General features: G+C 69.7%; 13 protein-coding genes. 11 read left to right on the top strand and 2 right to left on the bottom strand.

Annotated elements, in window-relative coordinates:
• Positions 1 to 161 precede the first annotated feature (161 nt).
• From VHR41_14430 to rraA, 11 genes are all read left to right on the top strand, one after another.
• Complete coding sequence (locus tag VHR41_14430) at positions 162 to 2,315, top strand: BamA/TamA family outer membrane protein (protein HEX3235392.1); 2,154 nt, start codon at positions 162 to 164, stop codon at positions 2,313 to 2,315.
• Positions 2,315 to 6,709, top strand: coding sequence for a translocation/assembly module TamB domain-containing protein (locus VHR41_14425; protein HEX3235391.1), 4,395 nt, complete (start codon positions 2,315 to 2,317; stop codon positions 6,707 to 6,709). Before VHR41_14430 ends, VHR41_14425 begins: the two co-directional genes overlap by 1 nt.
• A 1-nt stretch (position 6,710) precedes the next feature.
• Complete coding sequence (locus VHR41_14420) at positions 6,711 to 7,616, top strand: diacylglycerol kinase family protein (GenBank protein HEX3235390.1); 906 nt, start codon at positions 6,711 to 6,713, stop codon at positions 7,614 to 7,616.
• An 80-nt stretch (positions 7,617 to 7,696) separates the two neighbouring features.
• Positions 7,697 to 9,043, top strand: coding sequence for a sigma-54 dependent transcriptional regulator (locus VHR41_14415; protein HEX3235389.1), 1,347 nt, complete (start codon positions 7,697 to 7,699; stop codon positions 9,041 to 9,043).
• A gap of 6 nt (positions 9,044 to 9,049) precedes the next feature.
• Complete coding sequence (locus tag VHR41_14410) at positions 9,050 to 9,241, top strand: hypothetical protein (protein HEX3235388.1); 192 nt, start codon at positions 9,050 to 9,052, stop codon at positions 9,239 to 9,241.
• Between the two features lie 22 nt (positions 9,242 to 9,263).
• A complete protein-coding gene (locus VHR41_14405; protein ID HEX3235387.1) occupies positions 9,264 to 10,052 on the top strand; it encodes a C40 family peptidase in 789 nt (262 codons plus the stop codon).
• Positions 10,049 to 10,747: an HAD family hydrolase gene (locus tag VHR41_14400; protein HEX3235386.1), complete on the top strand. Its 699-nt coding sequence runs from the start codon at positions 10,049 to 10,051 to the stop codon at positions 10,745 to 10,747. The genes VHR41_14405 and VHR41_14400 overlap by 4 nt, the downstream gene beginning before the upstream one ends.
• A complete protein-coding gene (locus tag VHR41_14395; GenBank protein HEX3235385.1) occupies positions 10,744 to 11,469 on the top strand; it encodes a hypothetical protein in 726 nt (241 codons plus the stop codon). The genes VHR41_14400 and VHR41_14395 overlap by 4 nt, the downstream gene beginning before the upstream one ends.
• Positions 11,466 to 11,852: a holo-ACP synthase gene (gene acpS / locus VHR41_14390; protein HEX3235384.1), complete on the top strand. Its 387-nt coding sequence runs from the start codon at positions 11,466 to 11,468 to the stop codon at positions 11,850 to 11,852. Before VHR41_14395 ends, acpS begins: the two co-directional genes overlap by 4 nt.
• Positions 11,853 to 11,964: 112 nt before the next feature.
• Complete coding sequence (locus VHR41_14385) at positions 11,965 to 14,049, top strand: FTR1 family protein (protein ID HEX3235383.1); 2,085 nt, start codon at positions 11,965 to 11,967, stop codon at positions 14,047 to 14,049.
• Complete coding sequence (rraA, locus tag VHR41_14380; protein ID HEX3235382.1) at positions 14,046 to 14,531, top strand: ribonuclease E activity regulator RraA; 486 nt, start codon at positions 14,046 to 14,048, stop codon at positions 14,529 to 14,531. Before VHR41_14385 ends, rraA begins: the two co-directional genes overlap by 4 nt.
• A 321-nt stretch (positions 14,532 to 14,852) precedes the next feature.
• On the opposite strand, the gene VHR41_14375 is transcribed toward rraA, so the two are convergent.
• Both VHR41_14375 and tsaD read right to left on the bottom strand, forming a co-directional pair.
• On the bottom strand, positions 14,853 to 15,704 hold the full coding sequence (locus VHR41_14375; GenBank protein HEX3235381.1) for a prolipoprotein diacylglyceryl transferase: 852 nt from the start codon (positions 15,702 to 15,704) through the stop codon (positions 14,853 to 14,855).
• Positions 15,701 to 16,780: a tRNA (adenosine(37)-N6)-threonylcarbamoyltransferase complex transferase subunit TsaD gene (tsaD, locus tag VHR41_14370; protein ID HEX3235380.1), complete on the bottom strand. Its 1,080-nt coding sequence runs from the start codon at positions 16,778 to 16,780 to the stop codon at positions 15,701 to 15,703. The genes VHR41_14375 and tsaD overlap by 4 nt, the downstream gene beginning before the upstream one ends.

Genomic DNA, 16,780 nt, shown 5'->3' with positions numbered 1-16,780 from the left:
GACCTCCGCGGCGGCGGTCGGCCCGACCGCCTCGGTTTCGGTGGCCAGTCGGCGAGCCTACGTTGACATGAAGGCGTAAGGTGGTCAAACTACCGGGCTTACAGCATGTCGTCAATTGCCGCTCCCCCATCCGCCCCCCGCTGCCCGGCCGAGGCGCTCCAGTGAGGGGAGCGGTCCCGGTGGCGCTCGGCTTGGCGCTCGCTGTGCTGTGCACGGTGGCCCCGGGCGCGGGTGCACAGGAGCAGCAGCCCGCCCGGGTGGTTCGCCAGCTCTCGTTCGAGGGCAACTCCGCCGTCACCGACGAGGTGCTGGCCAGCGCCATCGCGACCACCAACTCGAGCTGGTTCGCGCGGAGCTTCCTGGTCCGCTGGCTCGGCCTCGGTGAGAAGCGCTACTTCGACGAGCAGGAGTTCCGCCGCGACGTGGTCCGGCTCGAGGTGCTCTACCGGCGGAGCGGCTATCCTCACGTCGCGCTCGACACCACGGTGCGGCGGACGCCGGAGAACGTCTACATCACATTCCGGATCAAGGAGGGTGACCCTACCCGGGTCACGAACTTCGCGGTGACCGGACTCGATTCGCTCTCGCCGACGGTCCGCCGGTCGACCCTGCTGGACCTGCCGCTCCGGCGAGGCGATCCCTTCAACCGGTTCCGGATGCAGGCGGCGTCGGACAGCATCACCCGCCGGTTGCGCGACCGGGGCTATCCCTCCGCCCGCGTCTTCTCCAGCTTCGAGACCAACAAGGAGACCGACACCGCCGCGGTGGCGCTCGAGGTGGTGCCGGGGAAGCGCGCCGTGGTCGGCCAGGTGGGCGTGGTCGGGACCAAGCGGGTGGAGCCGGCACTGGTGCGACGGCTGCTCATCTCCCGTCCCGGCCGGCTCTATTCCCAGGACGAGCTGCTGCAGAGCCAGCGCAATCTGTACCAATCCGACCTCTTCCGCTTCGCCACCGTCAACATCGATTCCTCGGCGTTCGTGGTGGGGTCGGACTCGGTGCCCATCTCGGTGAGCGTCAACGAGAGCAAGCGCCGGCGGATCCAGAGCGGGATCGGCTTCGGTACCGAGGACTGCTTCCGCAGCTCGACCGGCTGGACCTCGAGAAATTTCCTGGGCAGCGCCGGCCGCATTCTCGATCTCACCGGCCGGATCTCCAAAGTCGGGGTGGCGGAGCCGTTCAGCTGGGGCCTGGCCAACTCGATCTGCAGCGCCTCGAAGGACGATACCGTCGGCTCCTCCAAGCTCAACTTCAGTCTCGGCGCCGCCATCAAGCGGCCGGCGTTCCTGTCGCCCAACAACACCATCTCGGTCTCGGTCTTCACCGAGCGCCGCTCCGAGTTCAAGGTGTATCTGCGGCAGGAGACCGGCACCAGCATCACGCTGCGGCGGGAGACGCCGAGGCGGCGGATCCCGCTGTCGCTGGCCTACACGCTCTCCTACGGCCATACCGAGGCGACTGCGGTGAGCTTCTGCGCCTCGTTCAACGCCTGCACGCCGGATGTGGTGGCGCTGCTGCGGCAGAATCGAGTGCTCGCCACCCTCACGGCTCGAGGAACGCTCCCCCGAATCAACAACCCGATCGATCCGTCGCGCGGCTCGCTCAGCTCGCTGGAGATCACCCAGAGCGCCAAGTACCTCGGCTCCTCCTCGTTCCAGCAGTTCACCCGGATCGTGTCGGACTACTCCTGGTACCGGCCGCTGGGGCGCGACGTGGTGTTCAGCTGGCGGGTCCGCGGGGGCATCATCTTCGCTCCCTCGGTGGACGTGGCCACCCAGCGGGGCAGCTTCATTCCGCCGGAGCAGCGGTTCTACGCCGGCGGTCCCAACGACGTGCGCGGCTTCGACCGCAACGAGCTGGGTCCGGTGGTCTACGTGGTGCCCAAGAGCCACGTGGATTCGACGATCCTGAATCCGGTCATGTCGAGGCAGAGGCCGCTCGATCCCGATTCGGTCCAGGTGGCCGCCACCGGCGGGAACACCCTCGCGGTGGCCAACGTCGAGCTCCGGGTGCCGTCGCCGATCTTCAGCTCCCGGCTGCGCTTCGCCGCCTTCGTCGACGCCGGCGGGGTGTGGCAGCGCAACGAGCCCAACTCGCCCGCGGTGATCCGGGTGACGCCCGGCGTGGGGCTCCGGCTGAGCACGCCGCTGGGCCCAGCACGGCTCGACGTGGCATACAACCCGTACAAGCTGCAGGCCGGCACGCTCTTCCAGTTCGACACGACGGGGACGCTGACGCCGGTTCCGGGACAGAGCTCCTACGTGCTCGACCGGAAGGGCCGGCTCACCTACCACATCGCCGTGGGGCAGGCGTTCTGATGCGGCGCGGCGTGGCGCGATTCCTGTTCGTGATTCTGCTGGGCTCGCTCGCGATGGTGCTGGGGGTGGTCAGCTCCATGACACTCACGCCTCCCGGCCGCAACCTGCTGGCGCGGACGGTCACCGAAGGGCTCGGCCGGATCGTGCTGGGCCGGGTGAAGGTCGGGGCTATCTCCGGCTCGTTTCTCTACGATCTCACGCTGGAGAACCTGGTGGTGCGGGACACCAGCGGCGCGCTGCTGGCCGATCTGCCTCGGGTGCGGGTGACCTACCGCCTGCCGAACTTCCTGGCCAAGCAGGTGGTGCTGAGCGGCGTGCAGCTCGAGCGGCCTACCATCCAGCTCATCAAGCACCGGAACGGGCGGCTCAACCTGGAGGAGGTGCTCCGCCTGGGAACCGGCAAGAAGGGCGGCACCTCGCCGCTCATCGATTTCTATCACGTGCGGGTGACCGACGGCGCGCTCCGTATCGCGCTACCCTGGAATCCCGACAAGTCGCTCCGTACGCAACAGGCGCGCGACTCCGCGCTGGCCGCTGAGCGGGCCAAGCCGGGCCGGGTGATCGAGCAGAGTCCGGAGGGACTGCGGAAGGTGATCCTGTTCTCCGACCTCACGACCCGGATGGCGCGGCTGCGCATCTCCACGCCGGATCACCTGCCGTTCAGCATCGACCTCGACTCCCTGGCCACCCGGGTCAGCGATCCCGCGGTGACCGTGCGCGACGCCGTGGGACGGATCCGCCTCCACGCCGACAGCGCCATCTTCGGCTTCTCCCGGGCCGCGCTCCCCGGCACCGAGGTCTCCGGCGGCGGCGCCGTCACCTGGCCGCACGACACGATCCTCTTCGACTTCCAGGCCACCGCGAGCCGGGTGAGCCTGATGGACCTGCTCTGGGTCTCGCCTCACTTTCCCCCCATGATCGGCACCGGTGTGCTGTCCGCCAAGTCGGAGACGGGCGCCCGCACCGCCTACGACATCCGTGATCTGCATCTCCGCGGGGGCGATCAGCGGGTCGACGGCGACCTGGTGGCGATCACCGACAAGAGGCGGGGCCTCGGTGCCCGCGACATGCGGCTCACCCTGCGCCAGCTCGATCTCGACGCGGTGCGCCCCTACCTGGACACCCTGCCGTTCTACGGAACCATCAGCGGCAGTCTGGCCGGGTCGGGCTTTCTCGACGCGATGGATCTCACGCTCGACTGGACCTATACCGACGCCGAGCTCAAGGAGCGCCCGGTGAGCACCCTCGCCGGTGACGGCATCGTGGGCGCCACCCGCGACAGCGGACTCACCTTCACCGACTTCCATCTCCGCCGCTCGAACATCGATCTCCACACGGTCCGGCGCCTGGCACCCGCGGTCATCCTCGAAGGGCGGCTGGCCGCGGCGGGCACGCTCGACGGGCCGCTTCGGAACGTGACCTTCGTCGGGACCTCCCGGCAGCAGGACGCCGCACGGCCGGCCAGCCAGGCCACCGGCACGGTGCACCTCGACACCCGGTTCGACACCCTGGGGCTCGCGACCGACGTCACCTTCGAGCCGCTCTCTTTCGAGGGCATCCGCCGCGCGTTTCCCTCGCTGCGCTCTCAGGGCGAGCTCCGCGGCCGCTTCCAGAGCGAGGGCACGCTGTCCCGGTTGCAGGTCAACACCACACTCACCGGTCAGATCGGCACGGTGGACGCGAACGGCCTGGTGACGCTGCTGCCGCCCAAGTGGGGCGCCGAGCGGCTGCTGCTCCGGTTCTCCCGGTTGGACCTGGAAGCGCTCACCGGACGGAAGCTGCCCACCGCGCTGGCGGGTGAGCTCCGGGTCACCGGCAGCATCGACACGCTCCGCGCGCCGGAGGGTGACCTGGAGCTGGCGCTCGCCCGGAGCCGGGCGCGCGAATGGGATCTCGATAGCTTCTTCGGCCGGGGATCGGTCCACGACAGCGTCATCCGAGTCGACACCGCCTACGCCGAGTGGAAGGGCGCCCGGGCCTCCGGCGGCGGAACGCTCGGCTGGCAGTCGCCGCATGCCGGCCATATGGCCTTCTCGCTGGTGGCAGACAGCCTGATCGGCTTCGACTCCCTGCTGCTCGCGTCCACGGGCCAGAAGCGGGATACCAGCGCCGACGCGCGTCCGCTCACCGGAACCGCCGAGGGAGCGGCGCGGTTTGCGGGAAGCCTCGACTCACTGGAAGCGGCAACCGAGCTGACCGTGCGGGGACTGGAGTGGCAGCGGATCCGGTCGCCCGAGATCTCGGGCAGCTTTACCTGGCTCGGGGGGCGCCGGCCCCGAGTCACGGCGGCGGTGAAGTCGGACTCGCTCACGGTGCAGAAGTGGACCTTCCACCGGCTCACGGCGCAGGCCAGCGGCTTCGCGGACTCGGTGGGATGGACCGCGGGCTCCTCGGTGGGGAGTGTCTCGCGCTTCGACGGCACCGGCCAGTGGTTCCGGAAGGACAGCAGCCAGATCTTCCGGGTCGATACCCTGCTCGCCGGTCTGGCCGCGCACCGCTACCGGCTGCAGGAGCCGGCGAGCATGTCACTCGCCGACTCCGCGCCCTCGGTGAGCCCCTTCGCGCTGGTGGCGACAGACGGCTCCGGTAGCATGCGGGTGGCGGGCCGGGTGCCCGGCACCGAAGCGGGGGCGCTCAGCCTCGAGCTGCTCGGCCTCGACATCCACGACCTCTACGGCCTGCTTCAACGCGACACTACCGGGGTCTCCGGCGAGGTCGGTCTCGACCTGCAGGTGGGCGGAACGGCCAAGGCGCCGACGCTCCGGGGCACCGCGCGGGTGGCGGATGCCAGGTTCGGCGATTTCCAGGCGCCCCTGGCCGAAGCGGTGCTCAACTATCAGAATCGCCGGCTCGACGCCAACCTCGACCTCTGGCGTACCGGGGAGGACCTGCTCCAGGTCGAGGCCCATCTGCCGCTGGATCTCGCCTTCCGCGGGGCGGAGAAGCGGCAGCTCGAGGGGCCACTCTCGGTGCGGGCCCATACCGACAGCGTCGATCTGGGGCTCCTGGAGGCGTTGACCCCGGCGGTGACCCAGGTGGACGGGACGCTGGCAGCCGACGTGCAGGTGGAGGGCAGCTGGGACGCACCGCGCCTGGCCGGCTCGGTGCAGGTGCGGAAAGGCACCATGACCGTGCCCGGCCTCGGAGTCCACTACAACACGGTGCGGGGCAGCGCCATCCTGCAGGGCGATTCGCTGCTGCTGAACGACGTGCTCTTCACTACCAGCGGGGGTGGCCGGCTCACGGTGGGCGGCTCCGTCCGGCTGGAGAACCTGTCCCGGCCGGTGCTCAATCTCGCGGTCAACGCCAAGCAATTTCGCGCCATCGACGTGCGCAGCTTCCTCTCGCTCACCGGCACCGGCGATCTGCAGATCAAGGGCCCGGTGTTCGATGCCACGCTCACCGGACGGCTGCTGGCCAACAGCGGCGTGCTCTATTTCGCCGACCTGATCAACAAGCGGATCGTGGATCTGGAAGACCCGGCCTACGCCGACCTGGTGGACACCACGTTGCTCCGGCAGGAGAAGCTCGGGTCCAAGTTTCAGAATCGCTTTCTCGACTCGCTTCGCATCGACGACCTGCGTCTGGAGATGGGCTCCGACGTCTGGCTCCGCTCGGCCGAGGCGAACATCCAGCTCGAGGGGCAGGTCCGGGCCAGCAAGGTGCGCCAGGAATACCAGCCGACCGGGACGCTCGCCGCGCCGCGGGGCACCTACACGCTCAAGATCGGCCCGGTGGCGCGCGACTTCACGGTGACTCGAGGTGAAGTCAACTATCAGGGCAACTTGAACGCGGTGCTCAACATTCAGGCACAGCACACGGTGCGGCCGGTCCGGGGTGACGAGGTGCCGGTGATCGCCAACATCAGTGGCACCCTCTACGCGCCCAAGCTCACCCTCTCGAGCACCTTCCGGCCGCCCATCTCGGAGACCGACCTGGTGTCGTACCTGATCACCGGACGGCCCGCGAACGAGGCGACGCTGGTGGGGCAGGGGGGCCTGGTGACCACTGGACTGGCCTACTTTTCCAGCGCGCTCTCCAGCGAGCTGGAGCGGGCATTGATCCAGGACCTCGGGGTTCCCATCGACCTGATCGAGATCCGGCCGGGTATCTCGAGTCCTACGGGCGGCGCCACGCTCACTCAGCTCGCCGCCGGCTGGCAGATCGGGAAGAAGACCTTCCTCACCTTCAACGCGGGCTTCTGCCCCGACTTCAGCCAGCTCAGCACCAAGAACCTCGGGGCCGGGCTGGAGTTCCGCTTCAGCCGGGAGTGGAAGTTTCAGAGCACAGTGGAGCCCACCATCCAGTCGTGCCGGCCCGGCGGGCTCACCCAGCCCACCGTGAACACCCCCTACCAGGTGGGCCTGGACATTCTCTGGGAGCGGGAGTTCTAGCGTGGCGCGCGCGCTGTTGATCACCAACCCCGCCGCCGCGCGCACCCGGCGTGCCGCGGTGGAGGCGATCATGCGCACCCTCCGCTCGGCGGGGTGGACCGCGGAGGTGCTCGCCACCGGCGGTCCGGGCGACGCGAAGAGCCTGGCGGAGTACGGGGTGAGCACCGGGGCCGACGTGGTGGCCGTGTTCGGCGGCGACGGGACCACCATGCAGGCGGCGGCGGCGCTGGTGGGCACCGAGGTGGCGCTGGGCGTGATCCCCGGCGGCACCGGCAACCTGCTTGCCGGCAACCTGCGGATTCCCGCGTCGCCGGCCCGTGCCGCGCGCGCGCTCATCGCCGGGCATACCAAACTGTTCGACCTCGGCCGAATGGAGCGCGGGGCCGAGATCCAGTACTTCGCGGTTGCGTGCGGCGCCGGATACGATGCGCGGGTGATGGCCGGCACCCTGTCCCACCACAAGCAGCGCTGGGGGATGGCGGCCTACGTCGCCACCACCCTTCGCCTGATCAGCGAGATCCGCAGCACCGCGCACGTCATCACCGTCGACGGGGTCGAGTACGACGCCAACGCCGCGATGGTGCTGGTGGCGAACTGCGGTGAAGTCATCCCGCCCTACGTCCGGCTCGGCGCCGGCATCACTCCGGACGACGGGCTGCTCGATGTGGTGGTGGTGCGCGCCAACAGCCTGGGCCAGAGCGTCCGGGCCATCTGGGACCTGCTGCGGGTATCCCCGGCACTGGAGGACGAGGACACCTTCGTCGGTTACGCGCGGGGCCGGGAGATCCGGGTGGAGAGCCACCCGGTGCAGCCGGTCCAGCTCGACGGCGAGCCGGGAGGAGAGACGCCGTTCGTGGCGCGCGTGGTGCCCGGGGCCATCCGCATCCTGGTGCCGGGTCCGCCATGAGGCATGGCGCGGACGCGCAGACTGACTAATTTTTGGGGGCCAGCCCTTCGCACCGTTCAGTCCCACCCGAGGTGTCCTTCATGGCGGGTTCTGTTCTGCTCATCGACGATGACGTGGACGTTCTGCGCGGTATCGGCAACTACTTCGAGCGGCTGGGCTACGAGGTCACCCGGGAGCTGAGCGGGGAGGCCGGCATGGCCACCTTCGACCGGCTCCGCCCCGAAGTGGTCATCCTGGACCTCGGTCTTCCCGGCATGGACGGGATGGAAGTTCTGGAGAACATGCGACAGCGCGACGCCGCGGTGATCCTGCTGACCGGCCAGGGCGACGTAGCCACGGCGGTGCGCGCCATGCAGCTTGGTGCGGAGAATTTCCTCACCAAGCCGGTCGACATGGAGCACCTGGCGGCGGCCACCGCCCGGGTGGCCGACAAGGCACGCCTCCGCCGGGTCAACGAGGCGCTCCTGGTGCAGAGCGCGCCGGGACACGGGCTCGACTCGCTGGGGACCTCCACCGGAATGCAGGACTTCGCCCACCAGGTGGGGCTGCTGGCCCAGAGCGAGCGCACCACGGTGCTGCTCACTGGCGAGAGCGGGACGGGCAAGGGGTGGGTCGCCCGGATGATGCACGACCTGAGCCCGCGCGCGCGGGCGCCGTTCGTCGAAGTGAACTGCGCCGGGCTCAACGCCACCTTCCTCGATTCCGAGCTCTTCGGGCATGAGAAGGGCGCCTTCACCGATGCGAAGGACCGGAAGCAGGGGTTGTTCGAGATCGCCGATCACGGAACGATCTTCCTGGACGAGATCGGCGATCTGGCGCCGGAGCTTCAGCCCAAGTTGCTCAAGGTGCTGGAGACCAAGACCTTCCGCCGGTTGGGTGGGACCCGGGAGATCACGGTCGACGTCCGCCTCGTGGCCGCCACCAACAAGGAGCTGCAGGCGGAAGTCGAGCGGGGCCAGTTCCGCGAAGACCTTTACTACCGGCTCAGCGTGATGCCGCTCATGCTACCCGCGGTGCGGGACCGCTCGCGGGAAGACCGGCTGTCGCTCATCACCCGTCTCATGACCGATCTGCGCTCCGAGCTCCCCGATGGGCCGCCGACCCTCACCAGCGAAGTGCTGGAGCGGCTGCTGGCGTATGGTTGGCCCGGCAACGTCCGGGAGATGCGCAACGTGCTGGAGCGCGCGCTGATTCTGGGTCGCGGCGCGCCCGCGGTGAGCGTGGAGCACCTGCCGGGCGAGTTCCGTGCCCGGCCCGGCATCGGCGACCGGCGGCACACGCCGTTGAGCCTGGAGGACCTCGAGCGCCAGCACATCGAGCGCACGCTCAAGCATCACACCGGCAACCGCACCCGCGCGGCCATCGAGCTCGGCATCTCCCGCGCGACGCTGATCAACAAGATCAAGCGCTACAATCTCACTTCCTGAGCCCGCATGGCCGAGATCCACGAGCACGATGCCATGGGTTGCCGCGCCTGCGGTCGGGAAGAGCGGGCCTCCGAAGGCTATCCCTGCGACCTGTGCGGCACGTTCATCTGCCTCATCTGCTCCTTCCGCGGCGTCACCCGCTGCCGCGAGTGCGCCGCCAAGACCGGCACCGCAGCGCCTCCCCCGGCCGGCGCCTGACGCTCGCCCGGGGTTTCCGTCCGTGACCACCGACGTTATCGCGCGCGCCCCTCTCGCACCGCTGTGCGCCCAGCCGAGCCTCCGGGCGGAGCAGGTGAGCCAGCTGGTGCTGGGCGAAGGCGCCGAGCTGCTGGAGAGCTCGGGCGACTGGCGCCGGGTGCGGGCCTTTTCGGACGGGTACGAAGGCTGGGTGCACCGCGGGTATGTATCGGAAGTCGAGCGCTCGGAGCTGGCTGCCTGGCAGCGCGATGCCGGCGGCTGGAGCCTCGGCGCGACTCTCCGGATCGGCAATGAGCCGGTGCGGCTGCCGCTCCGCGCCCGGGTGGCGCTGGACCACGGCGCGGTCCGGCTGCCCGACGGCCGGCGTGGGCGGATCACCGACGGCGCGATCCCCACGGCGGACTCGCTCCTGGCGGAGGCCCGGGCACACGCCCCCGAGCGCTGGGCCCTGGAGCAGTTCGCCAGCGCGCCCTACTTGTGGGGTGGAGTGACTCCGTGGGGCGTCGACTGCTCGGGACTGGTCCAGACCAGCTTCGCGGCCCGGGGCATGAGCCTCCCCCGCGATTCCTCTCAGCAGATCGAGTGTGGCGCGCCGGTGTCGGTCGATCAGCCCCGCCCGGGCGATCTGCTCTTCTTCCGGAGCGAGACCGGCCAGAACATCACCCACGTCGCTTTCGCCGGTGAGGCGGACACGCTGGTGCACTCGACGGTGGCCTGCGGCGGCGTGCTGCAGGAGTCGTGGCTCCCGGGCGCGAGAGCGGGCTCGCTCCGGGAGCGCCTGGTGGCGGTGCGGAGGATGGAGGCGCGGTGAAGCGGAAGCTGGTCCTGTTCGACGTCGACGGAACCCTCCTGCTCACGGCCGGCGCCGGCCGCCGCGCCATCTTCGCGGCGTTGAGCGAGGAGATCGCGGACGTCTCCCCGCTCGACCGGATCCGGTTCGACGGCAAGACCGATCCGGAGATCGTGGCCGAGCTGCTGGCGGCGGTGGGGCAGCCCGAGCCGCGGGACTCGCCGCGGGTGCGGCGCGTGTGCCAGCGCTACGTGGGCCACCTCGCGCGCGAGCTCCAGCTTCCCACGTCCCGAACCACGGTCATGCCCGGCGTGCTCCCGCTGCTCGACCGGCTGCAGGGAGAGACGTCCGTGGTGCTCGGTCTGCTCACCGGCAACGTGGCCCCGGGCGCGGCGCTCAAGCTGCGCTCGGGCGGAATCGATCCGGGCCGCTTTCCGGTCGGTGCCTACGGCTCCGACGCGGGATATCGTCACGAGCTGCCGCCGATCGCCGCGGAGCGGGCCCTGCCGATCTTCGGCCGGGTGCCGAGCGGCGCCGAGGTGGTGATCATCGGCGACACTCCGGCCGACATCGGCTGCGGTGCGGGCATCGCCGCGCGCGCGCTCGGCGTGGCGACGGGGTCCTTCTCGGTGGCCGAGCTCGTCGCGTGCGGCCCCCACGCGGCGTTCGAAGACCTGTCCGACACCGGCCGGGTGCTGGAGGCGATCTTCGGATGACCTGGTCCGTGCCCGAGCTCGGTCCCTCCCTCGGCCAGCTCGGCGACCCGGTGCTGGTGCCTTCCCGCAGCCCCATCGGCGTGACACTGGACGACATCCGACTCGATCTGGTGACCGGCGTCTTCGATCTCGCGGGCGCGGGACGCGCCTTCGCCGCCTCCGGCGACCGCGACGGCGCCGTGGCCTCGCTCGGACGGGTGGCCTGGCTGGCACTGTGGGAGCGCGCGGTGGACGCCGCGGCGGCACGGATCGGCGGTGCGGTCAATGCCCACTTCCGCGAGGCGGCGGCCGAGTCGCGGTTTCCTCCGCGCCGGCTCGGCGCCCTGCTGCTGAGTGACGACGATACCCGGGCCATCGCCGCGCGGCTAGGCAGCGGTGGGGCGCCGCTGGTGACGGCGTTGGACGCGCTGGAGCAGTCGGGCCGCGCCACTTCGAGCCCGCTCCGGTCCGGTGAACCCGATTGGCAGGCCTCGCTCACGGCGGCCAGCCGCCGCCTGGAATCCGCCTGGCGTGGGCTGGAATCGGCCGCGGCGGCCGAGCAGGAGCGTTGGGTGATGGAGATCGAGCAGGTGCGCGCCTGGCGGCGCCCGACCTGGCCGGTCTGGTTGCTCACGGCGGTAGTGCTCAGCGGCGCCAGTTACCTGGGTCTCGTTCTCGGCGGGTTCGTGCCGGTGCCGGCACCGCTCCGGGGTTTCGCCTCCTTCTGGTGGAACTGGCCGTGAGCGTGCTCGGCGTTGGCGTGGACCTGGTCGATCTCGCACGAGTCGCCCGGTTGCTGGACAACAAGGGCGAGCAGGCGATGACCCGCTTCTTCACGGACGAGGAGCGCGCGTACCTCGCCACGCGGCCCGATCCCACCGGTCACGCGGCCGCACGGATCGCGGCGAAGGAGGCGGTGTATAAGGCGCTCCAGGTGCTCCCTGGCGCACGTGGGGTAGGCTGGCAGGAGATCGAAGTGACCCGCGATGACGACGGCCGGCCGGCGATCCGGCTCCATGGCCTGGCGCAAAGCCTGTCGCAAGGCTGCGGGGGGCTTCGCATTCAGGTCTCGCTCACCCACTCGGGCACGGCCGCGGGAGCGGTGGCGGTAGTGCAGACGCCTTGAATCTCCTCGCCCACCCAGCCTCATGCGTCAGAGTGCCTTCCAATTCCGAGTGCCGGACTCTACTTTAATCGCTGGTCTCTTCAAATCGGTGAGAATGATTCTCAGTGGTGCGATGCTTCCGCTCCTCGTCTGGATGGCCGCGGCCATTCCGCAGCAGACCCAGGGCCCAGCGGCGGGGGAGGACCGGGCGCCGGTCGTCCGGCGGGTGGCCGCCACGGCCCAGCTAGCCGCTCAGGAGTACCGCGCTGGTGTGGTAGACGGCCGGGTGGTGGCCAAGAACGAGGTGGAGGAGGCCAGCATGTTCCTCCAGGAAGCCCGGCGCTCGGCCGCGCTTCTCCCCAGCGACAGCGCCCAACCCGCTCTCCACCAGATCGACAGCCTGATTCGCCTGGTGAGCCGGACCTCGCCCCCCGACACGCTCGATGCCCGCGTGCGGAGCCTGGCCGAGGGGCTGTCCCGCCGGTTCGGGGTCTCGCTCGACGAGTTGCCCGCCGAGGCGCCGTCGCTGGCCCGTGGGGCCGAGATCTACCAGGCGAATTGTGCGGGCTGCCACGGTGCCATCGGGCGGGGTGACGGGCCACAAGCTACGGGTCTCGAGCCGCCGCCGGCCAACCTCGCCGATCACGCCGCGCTCCACGACGTTTCTCCGCTCGACTACTACCGTCGCATCAGCATTGGCACCGTCGGCACCGCAATGCCGGCTTTCGAAGCCCGCCTGCCCGCGGAGGACCGCTGGGCCGTGGCGCTCTACGCCAGCGTGCTCCGGCTGCCCGCTCCGGCAGGAGAGGTGCCGCCGGCGCTCCGGGCGTTCGCGACCACCGGCCGGATGTCGGACGATCAAATGGTCGCGGCCCTCGGGTTGCACGACGCCACCGAGCCGGGCGCCCTCGCCCGGGTGGCCGCCGTGCGCACGTTCCAGTCGGATGCCAGCGCCGCCGCCACCGCCCAGATCTTCGACCGGGTGCGCGGGCAGGTGGATTCGGCCTACACCCTGGCCCGCGCGGGTAACCCCGCGGCGACGGCTCGCGCGGTCGATGCGTATATGACGTTCGAGCAGGTCGAGCGAACGGTCCGGACAAAGGACGCGGCGCTCGCGGCCGAGCTGGAGGCGTCGTTCGCGACGCTCCGGGCCCGTGCGGCAGGCGGAGCCACACCGTCGGAGCTGAGCGCCATCCGGGGCCAACTCGCGGCGGGGCTGGAGAAGGCAGAGCGCACCATCGGCAACGATCTCTCGCCGGTCAATCTCTTCTTCCAGTCGTTCATCATCCTGCTGCGGGAAGGGCTCGAGGCGATTCTGATCGTCGGCGCCCTCATGACCTTCCTGAGCAAGATGGGCGCGGGCCACCGCAAGCGGGACATCAACATCGGTGTGGCTGCCGCCGTCGGCGCCAGCCTGCTGACCGCGCTGGCGCTGGAGACGATCTTCGTGCTCTCGCCCGCCAAGCGGGAGGCGCTGGAAGGCGGCACCATGATGGTGGCCACGGTGGTGCTGTTTTACGTGAGCTACTGGCTGCTGTCCAAGATGGAAGTGGTGAAGTGGAATCACTTCGTGAAGAGCAAGGTGCAGGACGCCCTGTCCAGCGGGTCCGCCCTCGCGCTGTCGGCCGCCGCGTTCCTGGCGGTCTACCGCGAAGGGTTCGAGACGGTGCTCTTCTATAAGGCGCTGTTTCTGTCTGGCGGCGGCGGTGGCGCCATGCCGGTGGTGGGCGGCATCGCGGCCGGCTCCGTGGTCCTGCTCATCATCTACGTGGCCATTCACCGGTTCGGGGTGCGGCTTCCACTCAAGCCGTTCTTCGCGGTCACCAGCGCGTTCCTCTACTACATGGCCTTCGTGTTCGCCGGTAAAGGCGTCGCCGAGCTGCAGGAAGGCAATCTGATCCCCAGCAGCTTTGCCCCCTGGGCCCCGCGCATCCCGGCGCTCGGCATTTACCCCACGGCAGAGTCGCTCGCGGTACAGGGGCTCCTGCTGGTCCTGCTCCTGGTGGCACTGGTCTGGAATTTCGTGCTGGAGCCCCGCCGGGTGCGCCGGCGGACCCGAGCCACGGTGCCCGAAGGGCGGGGCGCGCACCACGACCTGCTCCGCTCGTTGGAGCGGATGGAAGCCGATCTGGCGGAGATGCAGGCCGAAGTGGAGCGGATGCGGAGGAACATCGCGATGCCGGCCCCCGGGGCTGCCGCCTCCAAGCCGCCGCGGTGAGCTTCACGACCCCCGACCTTTGCGACCAGTTCGCCCAACACCTCCGCGCGGCGGAGCCGCTGTTCCGCGACTGGGGTGGGGTGTTGAGCTTCGCGGGTCAGATCGAGACGGTGCGGGTGTTCGACGACAACGCGCTGGTGCGGCAGGTGCTGGAGAGCGAGGGCCGGGGACGGGTGCTGGTGGTGGACGGCGGTGGCTCGGTGCGCTCAGCGTTGGTGGGCGGACGGCTTGCCGCGCTGGCCCAGCAGAACGGCTGGAGCGGGCTCGTGGTGCACGGCTGCATCCGCGATTCGGCCGAGCTTGCGGGTACGGCGGTAGGGGTGAAGGCGCTCCACGCCGTTCCGATGCAGAGCGGCAAGGCGGGAACGGGGCAGCGGAGCGTGCCGGTCACCTTTGCCGGTGTGACCTTCACTCCCGGCGCCTACCTGTACGCGGATCGCGATGGTATGCTGGTAGCCGATCGCGACCTGCTGCGGCCCTGAATGCCGAAACTCGAACGGCTCGCCAATGCTGGCGAGCCGTTCGAGTACGTGGTAGATCGCCCCCTGAGTTTTCGGAGACGGACCGAAGTGCCCGCTCCACCCTTCTTCGACCTACCACTTTTTGGATGAAAGTCCTCTTCATTCCGACCTTGTAAGTAGAAGCAAGGGCAGTGCCACTTGGTGCATCACCGTAAGTCATTATGGTACTGGGTCTTAGGGAAGAGCGCCAGAAATGCGCGAGTGGGCTGAAAATGTCGAAGGATTAAACACTACAAAAGACGCACCTGTAATCAATTGAAGTTGCAGCAGTTGCGTCACTGCCTAATTCTTTGACCTCGTCACTTGCTTGCCACCCTCGAGGTAGCCCCCAGGCGCCGGACTGGCCCCCTCCCGCCAGACCGTGAGCAGCCAGACGCCCACCCCGATCAGAATCACCGACGTCAGCTGCGCCAGCGTGAATGGCCCGAGGAACCGATCATCCTTGGCCCGGAGAAACTCCACCGCGAAGCGCTCCGCGCCGGCGAACACCAGGTAGAGCCCGAAGAGCCAGCCCACCGGACGCATCCGCCGCCTCAAGCTCCAGAGCACCCCGAACGCGAGCAGCATCAGGGTGGTCTCATAGAGTTGGGTCGGATGCACTGCCAGGACGGTCGACGGATTGGTGCCCGCCGGCACCGGAATGCCGAACAGGTGCTGCATGTTGCCGGCGGTGGAGGGCGGGAGCCCGCGGGGAAAGCGCACTGCCCAGGGCACGCTGGACGGCCGGCCGTAGTCGTCGTTCACCATGAAGCAGCCGACCCGACCCAGGGCGTAGGCCGCCGCGAGCGCGGGGGCGACCAGCTGCATGGTCCAGCGGAGGGGGACTCGAACGCGCCAGCCGTTGAGGATCACCGCCGCCGTCCCGCCGAGGAAGCCGCCATACCACACCAGTCCGCCTCGGGAGAAGAGCGCGCCCGGGTCGCGGGTGAGGGCCACGTACCAGAGCTTCGCCCCGATGATACCGCCGATGACCGCGGCGGCCACCATGTCGGCCGCATAGTCCTCCGCGAATCCACGGCGCCGGAGCTCCAGCGAGATCAGCCAGCCTCCCACGAGGAAAGCCACCATCATCATGATGCCGTAGCCGGTGATCTCCAGCGGGCCCAGGTGAAAGACCAGGGGATAGATGGTCATGAGGCGAGTCCAGAGACGAGAGATGGCGCGACCAGCCCGGGGATCGGGAGGTCGTCGCGCGGCTCGAGCTCCCACCCGCTTCGCTCCCCGCGTGCCAGGCGCCACGCGCCCGCGGCGGCGATCATCGCCGCGTTGTCGGTGTTGAGCCGCGGAGAAGCTACGCTCACCCGGGCTCGTCCCGCCAGCCGCTCGCGGAGGCGCGCCACCAGCGCCCGGTTGCAGGCGACCCCGCCGCCGATCATCCCCCGCTCGTAGCCCAGCGCCTCCACCGCATGCGCCGCCTTGGCCGAGAGCACGTCGATCACCGCGTCCTGAAAGCCGCGCGCAAGGTCGGCCCGCTCGGCTTCGGGGAGCTCCCGCTGGCCGTCCGGTCCGCGCACCGCGCGGAGCACCGCCGTCTTGAGGCCGGAAAAGGAGAACGCGTACCGGTTGGGGCCTTCGCGGGCCAGCTCCTGGAGCATGGGACGGGGAAAGCGATGGCGATCGCTCCGGCCCTCCCGCGCCAGCCGCTCGATGGGGGCGCCGCCGGGATAGCCCAGGCCCAGCAGCTTGGCGACCTTGTCGAACGCCTCTCCCGCCGCGTCGTCCAGCGTCTGTCCCAGAAGCCGGTACTCACCCCAGGCCGGTACGTCGAGCAGCATGGTGTGCCCCCCGCTCACCAGCAGGGCGACGAACGGGGGCCCCAGCTCCGGATCTTCCAGCACCGGTGCGAAGATGTGACCCTCCAGGTGATTCACGCCGAGCACCGGCCGGTCGAGGCTCATCGCGAGCGTCTTGGCGTACATCACGCCGACCAGGAGCGCTCCCACCAGACCGGGTCCCGCGGTCACCGCGATCCCGTCCACCTGAGGAAGGCCGATTCCCGCGTCTCCCAGCGCGCGCTCCACGACGGATCCGAGGGTCTGCAGGTGCGCCCGGCTCGCCAGCTCGGGCACCACGCCGCCGAATATTCGATGGACGTCTTGCGACAGGATGACCAGGCTACCGAGCTCGGGGCGCCCGCCCCGCTCGGACCGGAGCAGCGCGGCCGACGTCTCGTCGCAGGAGGTCTCGATCCCCAGGATCCACTCGGCCAC

This window comes from Gemmatimonadales bacterium (assembly GCA_036265815.1).
Lineage (GTDB): Bacteria > Gemmatimonadota > Gemmatimonadetes > Gemmatimonadales > GWC2-71-9 > CAVVWJ01.
Note: the sequence above shows the minus strand (reverse complement) of the source record. Positions and strands in the feature narration are given on the sequence as shown.

Excerpts from the sequence above, each read along its gene's own strand:
- VHR41_14425 (HEX3235391.1), top strand. The coding sequence starts at position 2,315 with ATGCGGCGCGGCGTGGCGCGATTCCTGTTCGTGATTCTGCTGGGCTCG.
- VHR41_14415 (HEX3235389.1), top strand. The coding sequence starts at position 7,697 with ATGGCGGGTTCTGTTCTGCTCATCGACGATGACGTGGACGTTCTGCGC.
- VHR41_14410 (HEX3235388.1), top strand. The coding sequence starts at position 9,050 with ATGGCCGAGATCCACGAGCACGATGCCATGGGTTGCCGCGCCTGCGGT.
- VHR41_14395 (HEX3235385.1), top strand. The coding sequence starts at position 10,744 with ATGACCTGGTCCGTGCCCGAGCTCGGTCCCTCCCTCGGCCAGCTCGGC.
- VHR41_14385 (HEX3235383.1), top strand. The coding sequence starts at position 11,965 with ATGCTTCCGCTCCTCGTCTGGATGGCCGCGGCCATTCCGCAGCAGACC.
- VHR41_14375 (HEX3235381.1), bottom strand. The coding sequence starts at position 15,704 with ATGACCATCTATCCCCTGGTCTTTCACCTGGGCCCGCTGGAGATCACC.